General features: G+C 33.2%; 16 protein-coding genes. 6 read left to right on the top strand and 10 right to left on the bottom strand.

Translation table 11 applies throughout. From position 1 onward, the window contains the following. Positions 1-15 precede the first annotated feature (15 nt). The 4 genes from OZP08_RS19040 to OZP08_RS19025 all read right to left on the bottom strand — a co-directional run bounded on the left by OZP08_RS19040 (position 16) and on the right by OZP08_RS19025 (position 3,452). A complete protein-coding gene (locus OZP08_RS19040) occupies positions 16-687 on the bottom strand; it encodes a DUF2461 domain-containing protein (protein ID WP_281322608.1) in 672 nt (223 codons plus the stop codon). 7 nt (positions 688-694) lie between these two features. Then, complete coding sequence (locus OZP08_RS19035; RefSeq protein WP_268847624.1) at positions 695-1,393, bottom strand: thioredoxin domain-containing protein; 699 nt, start codon at positions 1,391-1,393, stop codon at positions 695-697. Between the two features lie 80 nt (positions 1,394-1,473). Next, on the bottom strand, positions 1,474-2,553 hold the full coding sequence (gene recF / locus OZP08_RS19030) for a DNA replication/repair protein RecF (protein ID WP_281322607.1): 1,080 nt from the start codon (positions 2,551-2,553) through the stop codon (positions 1,474-1,476). A gap of 137 nt (positions 2,554-2,690) precedes the next feature. Beyond that, a complete protein-coding gene (locus OZP08_RS19025) occupies positions 2,691-3,452 on the bottom strand; it encodes an N-acetylmuramoyl-L-alanine amidase family protein (protein WP_268847623.1) in 762 nt (253 codons plus the stop codon). 380 nt (positions 3,453-3,832) lie between these two features. Here OZP08_RS19025 and OZP08_RS19020 point away from each other — a divergent pair, with 380 nt between their 5' ends. The 6 genes from OZP08_RS19020 (at position 3,833) to OZP08_RS18995 (ending at position 10,332) form a co-directional block, all read left to right on the top strand. Beyond that, positions 3,833-4,612: a tetratricopeptide repeat protein gene (locus tag OZP08_RS19020; protein ID WP_268847622.1), complete on the top strand. Its 780-nt coding sequence runs from the start codon at positions 3,833-3,835 to the stop codon at positions 4,610-4,612. A gap of 89 nt (positions 4,613-4,701) precedes the next feature. Next, entirely contained in the window at positions 4,702-5,274 is a 573-nt protein-coding gene (gene ribH / locus OZP08_RS19015; protein ID WP_281322606.1) for a 6,7-dimethyl-8-ribityllumazine synthase, read from the top strand. A 356-nt stretch (positions 5,275-5,630) separates the two neighbouring features. Next, positions 5,631-7,523: a DNA mismatch repair endonuclease MutL gene (gene mutL, locus OZP08_RS19010; RefSeq protein ID WP_281322605.1), complete on the top strand. Its 1,893-nt coding sequence runs from the start codon at positions 5,631-5,633 to the stop codon at positions 7,521-7,523. Further along, positions 7,520-8,278: a rhomboid family intramembrane serine protease gene (locus OZP08_RS19005; RefSeq protein WP_268847621.1), complete on the top strand. Its 759-nt coding sequence runs from the start codon at positions 7,520-7,522 to the stop codon at positions 8,276-8,278. The genes mutL and OZP08_RS19005 overlap by 4 nt, the downstream gene beginning before the upstream one ends. Positions 8,279-8,353: 75 nt before the next feature. Then, positions 8,354-9,214 (top strand): rhomboid family intramembrane serine protease, encoded by an 861-nt coding sequence (locus OZP08_RS19000; RefSeq protein WP_281322604.1) that lies wholly within the window; start codon positions 8,354-8,356, stop codon positions 9,212-9,214. Positions 9,215-9,285: 71 nt separating this feature from the next. After that, positions 9,286-10,332: an endonuclease/exonuclease/phosphatase family protein gene (locus OZP08_RS18995; RefSeq protein WP_281322603.1), complete on the top strand. Its 1,047-nt coding sequence runs from the start codon at positions 9,286-9,288 to the stop codon at positions 10,330-10,332. A gap of 117 nt (positions 10,333-10,449) precedes the next feature. Here the strand turns inward: OZP08_RS18995 and OZP08_RS18990 are convergent, their stop codons facing one another. From OZP08_RS18990 to OZP08_RS18965, 6 genes are all read right to left on the bottom strand, one after another. Next, a complete protein-coding gene (locus OZP08_RS18990; RefSeq protein WP_281322602.1) occupies positions 10,450-11,073 on the bottom strand; it encodes a WbqC family protein in 624 nt (207 codons plus the stop codon). 68 nt (positions 11,074-11,141) lie between these two features. Continuing rightward, entirely contained in the window at positions 11,142-12,692 is a 1,551-nt protein-coding gene (gene lepB / locus OZP08_RS18985; RefSeq protein ID WP_268847618.1) for a signal peptidase I, read from the bottom strand. Positions 12,693-12,749: 57 nt separating this feature from the next. Continuing rightward, positions 12,750-13,457: a 4-hydroxy-tetrahydrodipicolinate reductase gene (dapB, locus tag OZP08_RS18980; RefSeq protein WP_268847617.1), complete on the bottom strand. Its 708-nt coding sequence runs from the start codon at positions 13,455-13,457 to the stop codon at positions 12,750-12,752. Between the two features lie 48 nt (positions 13,458-13,505). Further along, complete coding sequence (locus OZP08_RS18975) at positions 13,506-14,069, bottom strand: DUF5683 domain-containing protein (protein WP_281322601.1); 564 nt, start codon at positions 14,067-14,069, stop codon at positions 13,506-13,508. Continuing rightward, positions 14,069-14,968 carry a ParB/RepB/Spo0J family partition protein gene (locus OZP08_RS18970; RefSeq protein ID WP_268847616.1) on the bottom strand — a complete coding sequence of 300 codons (900 nt, stop codon included), beginning with the start codon at positions 14,966-14,968 and terminating at the stop codon, positions 14,069-14,071. Before OZP08_RS18970 ends, OZP08_RS18975 begins: the two co-directional genes overlap by 1 nt. A 4-nt stretch (positions 14,969-14,972) precedes the next feature. Then, on the bottom strand, positions 14,973-15,740 hold the full coding sequence (locus OZP08_RS18965; protein ID WP_281322600.1) for a ParA family protein: 768 nt from the start codon (positions 15,738-15,740) through the stop codon (positions 14,973-14,975). Positions 15,741-15,744 lie beyond the last annotated feature (4 nt).

The raw sequence follows: 15,744 nt of genomic DNA, 5'->3' as shown, positions 1-15,744 counted from the left end.
GGTTGGTTTTTAAAGCTATTCTGAATCTAAAGCTCTATTAATAAAATTATTCAAAGGTTTTAATGCGATCATTTTTTCTACCATAATAGGTACAAAGTCTTTTTGGGTGGCCAGTTTTGTGTCAAAATTTTGAGTAGCGGTATAGCTCTTTAATTTTAAGTATTCAATGGCTGGGTCTTCTTTATCATATCCTTTTGGAGGATTTTTTAAAGTCATATTTTCGTCTCTATTTAAATTCTGATAAGTAGACTGAAATGTTTTGTCATTTATGATCTCTACTAAATCATCATAGAAAAAATGAATTTCTTTTCTGATTTTTTTTAGTTGGTTGGGTTCTGGAGAATATAATCCGCCTCCAACAAAACATTTTCCATTTTCTATATGAAGATAATAGCCAGAAGCTTCGGCGTTTTTGGCACCAGGAGATATCCAGATCCCTAAATTGGTTTTATAAGGTGACTTGTCTTTAGAAAATCGAACATCTCTATTGATTCTAAAGGCGCAGTTCTTGACTTCCAGCATTTCTAGTGATGGATCAAGTGGCTTCATGGCATCAAGTAAAGCAGCTATCAATTGGTGATAGTCTTTCTTTACGGCTTCGTAGCGTTTTTTGTTTTCAAGAAACCAATCACGATTGTTATTGGCTTTTAAATCTTCCAGGAATTGTAAGGTGTCTTTTGTTAGCATGGGCAGATTATAATAATTGTTTTTTTAAATCTTCTTCACTAATAAATCCTGAATTCTGCCATTTTATTGTTTTGTTTTTATACAATAATAGAGTAGGGAGTTCGCTGATTTTTAAATCCTGCATGATAGTTTTGTTTTCATCAGCGTTCAATCGGATGATAACTACTTTATCACTCATTTCTTTTTGCATTTTTAGGATATAAGGTTCCATTTTTTTGCAGGGCGCACACCAAGGGGCGTAAAAATTAATCAATACTTCTTTATCTGTATTCAATAATTCAGCATATTCCTGACTACAAACACCTATGATTTTATCATCGGGTTTTGATAGTCCTGCGGCTTCCCATTTTAGAATTCCGCCATCAAGATTGTAAATGGTGGTAAAACCTAATTCGGCTAATTTATTGGCAGCTTTAATACTTCTTCCGCCACTTTTGCAATATACAAAGACAGGTTTTGTTTTGTCGTACTTGTCTGTTCTTAAAATAAAACTATCGCTAAGCCAGTTTACATTGTCAGAGTTTTCGATATGTCCTGTTGCATATTCCTCTGGCGTACGAACATCTAGGATTTGGGCATTTGGAGTTGCTTTTATTTTTTCTGAATACGTTTTGACATCAACAGTTTTAACTGCAGGGTTCGTTTGTCCGGTGCAGGAAAACAGAATAAAAGATATAATGAACAGATATAGGTGATTTGTTTTCATTAATGTATAAATGATTTAGAGTTGGTGTAAAAATAAGCAATTTTTACTTTTTTGAATCTTTAAGGAATCTTAAATTAAAGCTACAAATTGAAAATGGTATAAGTTTGGTGTGTCGATTTTACTATTGTTTCGGTACGTTCGGGATGGGTATCTGATATAAAAAGTTGTCCAAAGATGTCGTTGTTCACCATCTCTATAATTTTGGATACCCGACTTTCGTCTAATTTATCGAATATATCGTCAAAAAGCAGGATGGGTTTTACGCCACTTTGTTTTTTTAGGAATTCGAACTGTGCTAGTTTTAAGGCGATTAAAAATGATTTTTGCTGACCTTGTGAGCCAAACTTCTTGATTGGATAATTGTCTATTTCAAAAGAAAGGTCATCTTTATGAATACCCACGCTGGTGTATTGCAGGATTCTGTCCTTGTTGATATTTTGTTGTAATAAGGTGAGTAGGTCATTTTCGAATAAATGGCTTTCATAAATCATCTGGACAGATTCTTGTGAGCCAGTTATATTATGATGATGAAAGTTGAAAATAGGAATGAACTCGGCAATGAAAGTTTTTCTTTTTTCGAAAATAGATTGTCCAAATTCAGTTAGTTGCTCATTATATATAGATAAGGTATCATTGTCATAAGTGTGGTTTAGGGCAAAATACTTTAATAATGCATTGCGCTGATTCATTACTTTTTGGTAATGAATGAGTTGTTGTAAATAATGTGGGTCTAATTGCGAAATCACGCTGTCCATAAACTTTCTGCGGGTCTCACTTCCTTCTACAATTAAGTCTCTGTCGGCAGGTGATATGATAACCAAGGGTATGAATCCTATGTGATCCGAAAATTTATCGTAGGCTTTTCCGTTGCGTTTCAGTATTTTTTTTTGACCTTTTTTGAGGCTGCAAACAATTTGTTCGGTTCTTTCGTTCTTTTCAAATTCGGCATCAATCACGAAAAATTCTTCACCATGTTTGATGTTTTGTACAGCAAGCGGATTGAAATAACTTTTTCCGTAGGACAAATGATAGATGGCATCCAATACATTGGTTTTTCCGATGCCGTTTTTGCCCACAAAACAATTGATTTTGCTGTCAAATTCGAAATTGGCTTCAGAAAAGTTTTTGTAATTGAATAACGATATTTTTTTTAGATACATCTGGAGATCTTGCTGGAATTGTTGACTTTAAAGTCTTTTTCTGGACTGTTTTAAAGAGGGTGCAAATTATTGAAAAATATTGATATAAAGGAGGCCAATTTGTTAAGGTTTCCTTTAAGAGTTTCTGCTCAGCTATTTCAAAAGTTTTCATTTTTATAACTTATGATAGCGTTGGCAATGGCTGTTGCAATACTATTTTGTCCATCTTCTGATTCTAGTATACTTACATCGTTTTTGTTAGAAATAAAACCTATCTCGATTAAAACTCCAGGCATTGTAGTTGCGTCTAAAACCCAGAGCGGTTCTTGTTTAATTCCTCTGGATTTTATAGCTATAGAATTTGAGAAATTATTCTGTATTTTATTTGCTAGATCAATACTGCTCGTTAAATTACTTTCCTGTAAGATTTGCAATCCTATTAACGTTTCTGGTTTGTTTGGATCAAAACCTTTATATGTTTTCTGGTAATTATCTTCTAAAAAGATTACTGAGTTTTCTGCTTTGGAAACTTCTAAATTCATGTTAGCTCTCGACATACCCATTACATAAGTCTCGCTTCCGTTTCCTGTTGCGCTTTTATTTGCATTACAATGAATGGAAACAAATAAATTGGCACTCGCTCGATTGGAAATTTTTGCTCTTTCTCGAAGCTCAATAAACTCATCGGTTTTTCGGGTATATATCAAGCTAATACCATAATTTTGTTCTAATATCTTGCCTACTTTCAAGGTAACTGCCAAGGTTAAATCTTTTTCTTTATTATCGAAATACTTAGCTCCATCATCTTTACCACCATGTCCGGCATCTAATGTAACTATGAAATTATTAGATTGACCATACGTATTGACCGCCAACATCATTATTAAAAAAGCGAATATAATTTTTGTTTTTTTTGACATAAACATCTAAATAGTTAATTTAATTAATAGATTATAATTTGCATAGTCGGACGCAAATTATTGAAAAATATTGATATAAAGGATGCTAATTTGTATTTTCCTTTTTTATTGTAAACAGGAGTCTGCGTGAGGGACAGAAGCAAGCTACCGAAGTAGCGCGGATGGCCCGACAGCAGCTAGGAAAAAGGGCCCTGATCACAAAGTGAATAGCCCTGTTTTCTAGCTGGTGGCACGCCCTGATTATTAGAATATTCGGTATTGTTTTCATGGGTTAAATCGCTATAAAAATATTTTTTTTCAAATTTTAATATAAAATCAATTTTTTTTACGTGCATTTGAATAAAAATTTTATTTTTGCCGTTCACTAAATTAAATTTTAAATGGCTACTTACAGTAAAAGAGGATATAAGACACCAAAAGAAAAAGAAGTAAAAGACGATGCAGTTGAGAATGTAATTATTGATGAGAAAGACAGTACTACTGCTGAGGTTTTTTCTAAATTAGACGAAACAGCTTCTAAAACAGAAGACTGGGTTGCTAAAAATCAAAAAATTATTTTTGGAGTTGTTGGTGCTATTACATTGGTAACTGTTGGGTATTTTGCTTATCAAAAATTTGTAGTAAACCCTAAAGAAGAAGATGCAGCGAGTGAAATGTTTGTGGCGCAATCTAATTTTGAAAAAGCAACTAATGGTGTAGCTAGTGATTCATTATATAAATTGTCATTGAATGGTTCTGAAGGTAAATTTGGATTTGTAAAAATTGCCGATGAATATTCTGGTACAGCAGCAGGTAATTTAGCTAATTACTATGCAGGAATTGCTTATTTGAATACTGGTAAATACGATGAAGCAATTACTTTTTTAGGTAAATTCACTTCAGAGGATGTTATTTTAGGTGCTTTGGCAAAAGGTGCTATTGGAGATGCTTATTCTCAAAAAAATCAACCAAAAGAAGCTTTAGATTACTATTTGAAAGCTGTTGAAACTAGTAAAAATGATTTTACAACTCCACGTTTCTTGATGAAAGCTGGAAAAGTAGCATTGGCTTTAGGAAATAAGGCAGATGCGTTGAAATATTTTACAGATATTAAAGAAAATTACGAAAACACTCCAGAAGGTGCTGTAGTTGATGGTTTGATTGGTTTGTCACAAGAGTAAAAAATGATTTAGGATTGTTGGTTTATGATTTCAAAGTTTTATCTTTATTATCTGAAATCTGAATTCTAAAATCTAAATTCTAAAATAAAATGGCTACCGTAAATAAAAATTTATCTGATTACGATAAAAACACAATCCCAAACGCGAAAGACTTTCGCTTTGGGATTGTTGTTTCAGAATGGAACGATACTATCACCGAAGGACTTTATAATGGAGCTCTTACGGCTTTGTTGGAAAATCAAGTGCCGTCTCATCATATTATTCGCTGGAATGTACCAGGGAGTTTTGAACTGATTTATGGCTCTAAAAAAATGTTGCAAACCCAAAATGTAGATGCAGTAATTGCAATTGGTTGTGTGATTCAAGGACAAACCAAACATTTTGATTTTGTGTGTGAGGGAGTTACTCAAGGGATTAAAGACTTGAATGTTCAAACGGATATTCCTGTTATTTTCTGTGTATTGACTGACAATACGATGCAGCAATCTATTGATAGAAGTGGAGGTATTCACGGAAACAAAGGAACTGAAGCTGCTATTGCGGCCATAAAAATGGCTTATATTCGTCAACAAGCTTCTTTGACCCACCAAATAGACAATCAACATTTGTTGTCTCCGGGTGCTTTGCGAATTGAAAATTTACCTTTACAAATAGAGGAATAATCAAATTTAGTGATTAGTAATAACTAAACACTAGTAACTAATAGCTAAAAAAGCCTATGCCATTCGCTGAATGGAATAGGCTTTTTTTATGCTTTTTTTGTGATTCACGGGATTTTACAGAATCTTCTTAATTGTTATATTTGATGCTGAACGTTTTAATTTAGAAAATAGAAGTTTTTGTGTCTAAATAAATGTTCATAGATCTTTTTGTTGTTGGTTTTAAAAGGATTAGCTGTAGGTGTAAATTTGATTTTTTTTATGACTCTCAAAGAGGTAAAACCCAATGGAAATTCATTAAATTTGTCCTCCTTTGGTTTTTTAAAAAAAGTCCCCATAAATTAAAAATAAGTTATTTAATGTCGAGTATAATTCAATTGCTTCCTGATCATGTTGCCAATCAAATTGCCGCTGGAGAGGTGGTTCAAAGACCTGCTTCTGTGGTAAAAGAACTGTTAGAAAATGCTGTTGACGCGAAAGCGACCGATATTAAATTAATCATAAAAGATGCAGGAAAATCATTGATTCAAGTAATTGACAATGGTTCTGGAATGAACGTAACCGATGCACGCTTGTGTTTTGAACGTCATGCAACATCCAAGATTCGTCAAGCCGAAGATTTATTTTCATTACATACTAAAGGTTTTCGTGGTGAAGCTTTGGCTTCTATTGCTGCGATTGCCCATATGGAAATGAAAACCAAATTGGAGCAGGAGGAATTAGGGACCCACATCATTATAGAAGGTAGTAAGTTTGTATCTCAAGACGTGGCTGTTTTACCAAAAGGTACTTCATTTGCTGTCAAGAATTTATTTTTCAACATCCCTGCGCGCCGTAATTTCTTAAAATCGGACACCGTGGAATATCGTCACGTAATTGATGAGTTTCAGCGTGTTGCTTTGGCACACCCTAAAATTCATTTTACGTTTTACCACAATGGTAATGATATGTACAATTTGCCACCATCGACTTTAAGACAGCGTGTTGTTAATTTTTTTGGTGGAAAGACCAATGAAAAGCTGGTTCCAGTTGTTGAAGATACAGAAATGATGCATATTCAAGGGTTTGTTAGTAAACCGGAATTTGCTAAAAAAAGTAGGGGAGAGCAGTTTTTCTTTGTCAATGATAGATTTATAAAAAGCCCGTATTTGCACCATGCTGTTATGGCTGCTTATGAAGGAATCCTGAAAGATGGTGCACAACCCAGCTATTACTTGTATTTGACTGTGCCTCCAAATACTATTGATATCAATATACATCCTACGAAAACTGAAATTAAGTTTGATAACGAAAGTGCGATGTATGCTATTTTAAGAGCATCGATAAAACATAGTTTAGGTCAGTTTAATGTAGCTCCCGTTCTGGATTTTGAACGAGATGCTAATTTAGATACGCCTTATCATTATAAAAATATGGAAGGTGAGGCTCCAACTATTCAAATCGATACTAATTTTAATCCTTTTGCAGAGGATAAGCCTAATAAATCTTTTTCAACTTATAAAAGAGTCGAACCTACTGCCAGTTGGGAGAGTTTGTATGTTGATGTAAAGCACGATACTGGTATTGTTTCCGGAGGTACTGAATTTGCTTCAAGCAATAATGACTATACTTTTGAAAATAATGAATTCGCTTTCGAAAACGAAGAGGTTACTTCGTCTTTGTTTAATGATCATGAAGTAGAACAAGCGGTTCATAAAACTTACCAGATTCATAAAAAATATATTGTTTCTCCCATAAAATCTGGGATGGTAATTGTCGATCAAAATAGAGCACATCAGCGTATTTTGTATGAACAATTTCTTGTAAATATGACTGTGCAACACGCTTCGAGTCAGCAATTATTGTTTCCAATCAATTTGTTTTATTCAGAAAGAGAAATGGAACTTATTGCGGAGCTACAGCAATCTTTAATCAATACGGGATTTGTTTTTGAAGAGTCTAATACAGATCATGTTGTAATTTCTGGTATTCCAGTAAATATTACCGAGAGCGAAGTAGCAGTTGTTTTAGACCAATTATTGAGTGATTTGCATAACGGAATCCCGGAAAATAGTTTCAGTCAAAACGATACTATAGCTAAGTCAATGGCCAAAAGTTTAGCAGTCAAAACTGGAGCTTATTTGACTGAAAAAGAACAAGAAAATTTAGTTAATGGTCTTTTTGCTTGCAAAGATCCTAATGTTTCCCCATTTCAAAAACCCACTTTCATCACCATGCGTGTGGAAGATTTAGATAAAAAATTTGCATTATGATGAATATCACACCTACAGTAAAGCAGTTGTTAATAATGAATATACTGTTTTATATTGGCTCTATGATCGTTGGAGAGCCTGCTTATAAATTGCTTTCGATGTATTTTTTCGAGAGTCCCGATTTTCATTTTTGGCAAATTTTTACGCATATGTTTATGCATGCGCCATTGCCTAATATTATGCATATTGCTTTTAATATGTTTGCTTTGTATTCTTTTGGATCGGCATTAGAGCATTTTTGGGGAGGCAGAAAATTTGTGTTCTTCTATATTTCTTGCGGTTTGGGAGCTGCGTTATTGCATACTGGAGTAAATTATTATTTTTTTGAAAACGGAATCAGCACTTTAGTTGCTAATGGATACCAAAAAGCTGAAATATTAAAAATCTTAAGTGAAGGAAAATACGATAATAGATGGCAAGAAGTTTTAACAGCTTCAGATTTTCAAGCGTTTATGAGTGCTTATTTAGGGAATGTTGTAGGAGCCTCAGGAGCCATTTATGGTTTGTTGGTTGCTTTTGCTTTCATGTTCCCGAATGCAGAATTGGCTTTGATGTTTATCCCAATACCTGTAAAAGCAAAGTATTTTGTGCCAGTATTGTTGTTAATTGATTTGTATTTAGGTGTTTCAGGAGGCTCTCTATTTGGAGGTTCAAGCGGAATTGCCCATTTTGCCCACCTCGGAGGGGCGTTAGTTGGCTTTTTGATGATGTGGTATTGGAAGAAAACACAGTTTGATAATAATCGTTGGAATTAAGAATAGTATTTGGTTTTTGCCACAATAGATATTGTGAGACTGAGCTCAGTTGTTAATCTAAAATCTAAAATCTAAATGAATATCATAGACGATTTAAAATTGCAATATAAATTAGGAGGAATTGCCCAAAGAATGATCTATTGGAATGTAGGTTGTTTTCTAATCTCATTAGTGTTTTTCTATCAATTTAAAGATGGTGCTTTTGATTTTCCCAATTGGATAGCTTTATCATCAGAACCAGCTGTATTCCTTTTAAGACCTTGGACACTTCTGTCCTATGCTTTCTTTCATGATGGATTTTTGCATTTGTTTTTTAACATGATGGTGCTAAATTTTGCAAGCTCTGTATTCTTAACTTTTTTTAACCCAAAACAATATTTAGGGCTGTATATTTTGAGTGCAATTTTTGCAGGATTAATATTTGTTTTAGGATTTTATATACTGCATTTTAGCGGAGCTATAGTTGGTGCTTCGGCTGCAATAATGGCAATTTTGGTAGCTGCTACGACCTATAGTCCTTTGATGAATTTGAGATTATTACTTATAGGGAATGTAAAGTTATGGCATATTACAGCCGTAATCCTTATTCTGGATTTAATGCAATTTCGATTAGAAAATTCAGGTGGACATATTTCACATTTGGCGGGCGCTTTTTTTGGTTTTATGTTTATTAAATTGCTTCAAAACGGAATTGATTTGAGCAAAATAGTAAGTGCTATTATCGATCTATTTGCGAATGGTTTCAAAAGACCATCAACCCCTTTTAAGAAAGTGCATAAGAATTATAAAAAGCCAGTCGAAAAATCGAGTTCAAAAATTGTGATAAAAGATAAAAAGCAACAGCAAATTGACGAGATTTTGGATAAAATTAGCCAATCTGGATATGATAGTCTGAATCAGGAGGAAAAAGAATTTTTGTTTAAGGCTGGAAAATAACGTATTTTTATTCAGATAATTCAATTGGTAAGTGTTTATTTTGCAGTAATTTAGTTTTAAATTTATTATAAATGAAGAACCTTTCATGGTTTAATAAAGGAATGTTTCTCTTGAATTTAGTGCTGATTGTGCTAACATTCATTGCTTATTTACTCCCTTTTTTGGCACCCAAAATATTTCCGCTTTTATCGGTATTTACATTGTTTATGCCTTTGTTTTTTTTAGCAAATGGATTGTTCTTTTTGTATTGGACGATTCAATTTAAAAAACGTATGATTTTGTCTGGGCTGGTACTCTTAATTGGGATTACTTTTTTTAATAAATTTTATAAGTTCTCAGCCAAAGAGTTTCAAGAAAGCGATAAAGATTTTACGATTATGAGTTATAACGTAAGATTGTTTAATGTGTTTAAGTGGTTGGATAGAGATGATGTTCCGGAAGTGATTTTAGCCTTTATAAATGAAAAAAATCCAGATATATTATGCATTCAGGAGTTTTCTAATTCGGCTAATATAGATTTAAAAGTATATCGATACAAATATGTTTTGATGGAAGGAAAACAAATTAAGACAGGTCAGGCGATATTCTCTAAATTCCCTATTATTGATCAAGGGAATATTGTTTTTCCAAACTCTAATAATAATGTTGTTTTTGCAGACATCAAAAAAGGGAAAGATATAGTGCGGATATATAATATGCATTTGCAGTCTATAAAGATTTCACCGGATGTAAATGAAATATCTGAGAATATAGATGTTATTGATCAACAAAAATCAAAGTCGCTTTTTATTCGAATAAGCAAAGCGTTTAAACAACAACAAGAGCAAGCAGCAATTTTTAAGGAGCATGAAAAGGATTGTAAATATCCTATTATCATTTGTGGTGATATGAATAATAGTGCTTTTTCGTATGTGTATCGAAATATAAAGGGGAAATTAAAAGATAGTTTTGAAGAAGCAGGAAAAGGTTTTGGAGCTACTTACAAATTCAAGTACTACCCAGCCAGAATTGATTATATTTTTGCTGATGAAACGATGGAAGTTAAGCAATTTGAAAGCTTTCCTGAATTTCAAAATTCAGATCATTACCCCATTATGGCTAAGTTATCTATGAAGTAGTTTTTGAGTGATCTCAAGCAAAAAAATAACCATTACAGTAATTAATTCTAAGCGAATCTATAATTACTGTAATGGTTTATTTTTTAATTAGGCTCTTCTTTTAAAAGAGTAAATGCATTATCGAATAAGTGTTTGACTTTTCAAATAATCCATTGCAAATTTACCTTCATTAAATAATAGGTCTAGGACGCTTAGATTGTTTATAAATCCATGTTTATCGTCAAAGACTTGCGGGTAGTTTTCAAAAACCGAAAGGTCTTTTTTCCCGTTTATCAGATATCGAAAATCTGTAATTTGGTTATTGTCTATTTCATGAAAATATTCTGTTGTAGTACCAAACTCTATTTTCATTCTTAAACATTTTGAGACTATCTCTAAAACTTCAAAATTGAGATCCATCAAAAAAGTATGCTTTTTTTGGAAAATAGGTAAGATATCATCTTCGAAATACTCAAAGAAAGGAGAACTTCTATAAGCGGCTTCCAACGATTTAAAATGTTGTTTTTGCCAATCAAACTCCGATTCTATTTTAATATCCTTAGTTTTCTGATGAGATGAACGAGAATGTTTTATAGGGATGTTCAATAACTGAACCCCATTTGGACTATAAATATAGGTTCTGTTACGATTGGTTTGTTTCTGGAAATTATCCTCCATTTCAAACGTAATACTGTCAGATTGAGCCATAGCAGCAAAATGACTGATAGATGGGAAATAGGAGGGGTGTATTAGGATATTCATTGTTGTTAAGGTTAGGGAGTTCAAAAAGTTAAGTTGTAAAAAACTTAACTTTTTGAAGTATGTAACTTTTAGGCTTTTTTCACTTTTCTTTTTTTCCAAAAATATTCCCCAACGAAAAAGATCGCAAGAGCAATCAAGAACAGTTTGAAGTACGATTGTGGTTGTCCTTCACCACTAACAGTTGTAAATACCCTATCCCAACGAATTTTATTTAGACCTTTACCATTGGTATCCCAACTCATCCAAATGAATATTGGTTTTCCTACGATATGGTTTTCTGGTACATAGCCCCAGTAGCGACTGTCTTCAGAGTTGTGACGATTGTCTCCCATCATCCAATAATAGTTCTGATCGAAAGTATAGGTAGTTGCAACTTTACCATCAATTCTGATTTCATTACCATTTACTTTTAAATCCTTTTTCTCATAATCAGTAATGATTGTTTTGTAGAAAGGCAAAGTTTCGGTTGTTAGAGCAACTGTTTTTCCTTTTTGAGGGATATAAATTGGGCCAAAATTATCGCGGTTCCACTTGTGAATATGCGGGAAAATACCATCTTCTACATCTTTAGAAATAATTCTGTTTACAGAAGAAATTCCCGGAACATGTTTCAATCTTTCAGCTCCAGCTGCAGTTAAAGCACTTACAAATAGGGTGTCTCTTGATTCATTGATGAATCCAGCTCCATCAGTAACGTCCATATCTTTCAATAAGTATTCAAAGTCTATAGGTGTTTTACCATCTAGAGCGACATTATAAGAAAACTGAGGTTTTGCACGCTCTGGTAAAGCTAGTTCTTTTCCGTTAATATAAACTAAACCGTCTTTTATAGATAAACTATCACCTGGAACTCCAACGCAACGTTTTACATAATTTGATTTTTTGTCTATTGGTTTATTTACGCGAAGTCCAGATCGGTCTCTGAATTTATAAACGGTATCAGCTGGCCAGTTAAAAACCACTATATCAGTACGGTTAATAGTTTGTAAACCCGGTAATCTAAAATAAGGCAATTGAGGCCAATTTAAATACGATTTTTGTTTTGTCATAGGTATCGTATCGTGTACCATTGGCATTGCAACAGTTGTCATAGGAACTCTTGCACCATAATTCATTTTACTTACGAACAAAAAGTCTCCTACCAATAATGATTTTTCTAATGACGAAGTTGGAATGGTATACGGTTGAATAAAATAGGTGTGAACAATTGTAGCTACAATTACTGCAAAGATTAAAGAACTAACAGTGTCGGCAGCTTTATGTTCAGGATTTAGATTTCTATCTGGTTCATAAGCCAAAGTTTGGGTATAATTGAGATAAAAAATGTAAAATCCGAATGTTCCTATTACAAGTAGTGTATCTATAAATGTTTTTTTGCCAAAACTACGAATAGTCTCTACCCAAATAACCGGGAACATAATAAGGTTGATAATTGGAATAAAAAGTAAAATAGTCCACCAAGTTGGTCTGCCAATTATTTTCATTAAAACAATTGCATTGTAAACAGGGATTGCTGCTTCCCAAGCTTTTCTTCCGGCAGTTTTGTATAATTTCCAAGTTCCTAAGAAATGTATAACTTGAACAGCTAAGAAAAATACAAACCAAAGAGATAGAGTCATAATATTATATTTTAGAAGTTAGATTCTAGATTTCTTTTAGAAATTTAAAACTATTTTTTATTTGGAATTTACATTTAGTACGTCTTTCATTGTGAAAACACCATGTTTTCCAGCTAACCATTCGGCAGCAATTACAGCTCCTAAAGCAAATCCTTCACGGTTATGGGCTGTGTGTTTTATTTCGATAGAATCAACTTCGGACTTGTAAGTTACCGTATGGGTTCCAGGAACAGTTCCAGTTCTTATAGCTTCTATATGAATTTCATTTTGTTTAGGATTGTCTAATGTCCATTGGGTATAGCTACTGTTTTCAATAACTCCTTTGGCTAATGAAATTGCTGTTCCGCTTGGTGCATCCAGTTTTTGATCGTGATGTATTTCTTCCATATCTACTTTGTAGTGGTCGAATTTTGACATGATCTTAGCTAAATATTCATTGAATTCAAAGAATAAATTTACTCCTAAACTAAAATTAGAACTAGAAATAAAACCACCATTTTTAGATTTACAAAGGGTAACCATTTCGTCATAATGTTCTAACCAGCCTGTTGTTCCTGAAACGACAGGTACATTAGCATTGAAACAATTGGAAATGTTGCTAACGGCAGCTGAAGGTACGCTGAAATCAATAGCGACATCTGCAGTAGAAAGTCCGTCATAAGTATTGAATTCGTCTTTCTTCAAAACAATTTCATGTCCTCTTTCTAAAGCAATTCTTTCGATTACTTTTCCCATTTTTCCGTATCCTAAAAGCGCAATTTTCATTTGTGTTTTGTTTTTTGATTTCTAAAAATAGATGAATAGTATTTTGTTCTAAAAACTATAGTTTAGGGTTAGTCCCATATTTGATTTAAATGTTACAGAATCTGTATTGAATTCTGGTCGTAACGATAAATTTTGATTTACATTAAATTGTATCAAAGCAGCATCAACATTAGCATCTATGATGTTTAATACATAAAAGCCTAGTGCACATAATGCAGATAATGAGGCATTTCTTTTGTATACATCCTGAGCTTTTATTAGCTGTTGATCAGAGAGATAATCGTACGTTGGGTCAGGATTACCTGCTAGTCTGCTTTTGTAAGCATCTCTGTATTGATTGTAGAGTTTTTTGTTGTCAATGTATAGATAAACGCTGGTTCCAATCGCACCATATACGATTGGAATTTTCCAGTATTTTTTATTGTAAGCTTGACCTAAACCTGGTAGAATTGCTGAATAAAATGCAGCTTTTGCAGGTGTTAGAGGGTTGTATTCATCGGATTTAATAGTGTCTTTTGTCTTTAGAACGGCATCATCTTTTTTTGCTTGAGCAAAAAGGGCTGCGTTTCCAAAAAGAAAAAGAAGTAGGCCTATGGAAATGATTTTATTCACTACCCTTTTATTAATTTGATAATTCTATTGAAGTCTTCTTCAGAATGAAATGGAATGGTAATTTTTCCTTTTCCGTTTCCTGCTACTTTTACATCAATTTTTGTTCCGAAATATTTGTTAAACGTGTCTTTATGCTCGTCTTCAATTACAAATGAAGCCGGTTTTGCTGAGCTAACAGGTTTTGGTTTTAAACTTTCATGGTAGTTTTTTACCAAGGTCTCAGTTTCTCTAACAGAAAGATTTTGACTAACTATTTTTTGATAAATGTCAGTTTGTATATCGTGATCATCAATGTTAATGATGGCTCGACCATGCCCCATGCTGATAAAACCGTCTCTAATTCCAGTTTGGATTATTGGATCAAGTTTTAAAAGTCTTAAATAATTGGTAATAGTAGAACGTTTTTTACCCACTCTTTCACTCATTTGTTCTTGAGTCAATTGAATTTCGTCAATTAATCGTTGGTATGAAAGTGCAATCTCTATCGGATCTAAATCATGACGTTGGATGTTTTCTACCAAAGCCATAACAAGCGATTCATTATCGTTTGCAATACGAATATATGCAGGAACTGATGTCAAACCAATCAAAGTAGATGCACGCAAACGACGCTCTCCAGAAATTAATTGGTATTTATTAAAGTCTAATTTACGAACAGTAATAGGTTGGATAACACCTAATTCCTTGATAGAAGTTGCTAATTCTCTTAGTGATTCTTCATTGAAATTACTTCTGGGTTGAAACGGATTTATTTCTATAGCATCAATTTCAAGCTCTATAATATTCCCTACAACTTTATCAGCATTTTTATCATCTACAGATTTAATATCGTTTTCAGGATCTTTTAATAATGCAGATAAACCCCTTCCTAAGGCTTGTTTTTTTATTGCTTTTGACATAGAACTATTTACTGTTTTTCTTTATAATTTCTTGAGCTAAATGAATATAATTTACCGCTCCTTTGCTTGTGGCATCATAGTTTATGATACTTTCACCAAAACTTGGGGCTTCACTCAATTTTACATTTCTTTGAATCACGGTATCAAAAACCATATCGTTAAAATGTTTTTGAACCTCTTCTACAACTTGATTGGATAAACGCAATCTAGAGTCAAACATTGTTAATAACAAACCTTCGATATCCAAATCTGGATTATGAATTTTTTGGATACTTTTTATAGTATTCAATAATTTACCAAGTCCTTCTAGTGCAAAATATTCACATTGAATAGGAATAACCACAGAGTCAGCCGCAGTTAAGGCATTCAAAGTTAATAATCCAAGGGATGGAGCACAATCTATGATGATATAATCATACTCATCTTTTACACTTTCTAATGCTTTTTTAAGCATATACTCTCTATTTTCCTTATCAACCAACTCTATTTCGATGGCAACAAGGTCAATATGTGCAGGAATTACATCTACATTTGGAGAAGAACATTTTATACTTGCCTCTACTGGAGTATGGCTGTGTTCTAGAATTTGATAGGTGCCAATTTCAACTGTTTCTACATCAATTCCTAAGCCTGATGTGGCATTTGCCTGAGGATCAGCATCTATTAGTAATACTTTTTTTTCTAAAACACCTAACGAAGCCGCTAGGTTAATAGAAGTAGTAGTCTTTCCAACTCCACCTTTCTGATTCGCAATCGCTATGATTTTGCCCATTTAT

The sequence above is a fragment of the Flavobacterium aestivum genome (assembly GCF_026870175.2).
Classification (GTDB): domain Bacteria; phylum Bacteroidota; class Bacteroidia; order Flavobacteriales; family Flavobacteriaceae; genus Flavobacterium; species Flavobacterium aestivum.
The sequence above is the reverse complement of the archived record's forward strand: the minus strand, read 5'-3'. Positions and strand labels throughout refer to the sequence as shown.

Coding starts and splice junctions, on each gene's coding strand:
- OZP08_RS19040 (WP_281322608.1), bottom strand. CDS start 687: ATGCTAACAAAAGACACCTTACAATTCCTGGAAGATTTAAAAGCCAAT.
- OZP08_RS19035 (WP_268847624.1), bottom strand. CDS start 1,393: ATGAAAACAAATCACCTATATCTGTTCATTATATCTTTTATTCTGTTT.
- recF (WP_281322607.1), bottom strand. CDS start 2,553: ATGTATCTAAAAAAAATATCGTTATTCAATTACAAAAACTTTTCTGAA.
- OZP08_RS19025 (WP_268847623.1), bottom strand. CDS start 3,452: ATGTCAAAAAAAACAAAAATTATATTCGCTTTTTTAATAATGATGTTG.
- OZP08_RS19020 (WP_268847622.1), top strand. CDS start 3,833: ATGGCTACTTACAGTAAAAGAGGATATAAGACACCAAAAGAAAAAGAA.
- ribH (WP_281322606.1), top strand. CDS start 4,702: ATGGCTACCGTAAATAAAAATTTATCTGATTACGATAAAAACACAATC.
- mutL (WP_281322605.1), top strand. CDS start 5,631: ATGTCGAGTATAATTCAATTGCTTCCTGATCATGTTGCCAATCAAATT.
- OZP08_RS19005 (WP_268847621.1), top strand. CDS start 7,520: ATGATGAATATCACACCTACAGTAAAGCAGTTGTTAATAATGAATATA.
- OZP08_RS19000 (WP_281322604.1), top strand. CDS start 8,354: ATGAATATCATAGACGATTTAAAATTGCAATATAAATTAGGAGGAATT.
- OZP08_RS18995 (WP_281322603.1), top strand. CDS start 9,286: ATGAAGAACCTTTCATGGTTTAATAAAGGAATGTTTCTCTTGAATTTA.
- OZP08_RS18990 (WP_281322602.1), bottom strand. CDS start 11,073: ATGAATATCCTAATACACCCCTCCTATTTCCCATCTATCAGTCATTTT.
- lepB (WP_268847618.1), bottom strand. CDS start 12,692: ATGACTCTATCTCTTTGGTTTGTATTTTTCTTAGCTGTTCAAGTTATA.
- dapB (WP_268847617.1), bottom strand. CDS start 13,457: ATGAAAATTGCGCTTTTAGGATACGGAAAAATGGGAAAAGTAATCGAA.
- OZP08_RS18970 (WP_268847616.1), bottom strand. CDS start 14,968: ATGTCAAAAGCAATAAAAAAACAAGCCTTAGGAAGGGGTTTATCTGCA.
- OZP08_RS18965 (WP_281322600.1), bottom strand. CDS start 15,740: ATGGGCAAAATCATAGCGATTGCGAATCAGAAAGGTGGAGTTGGAAAG.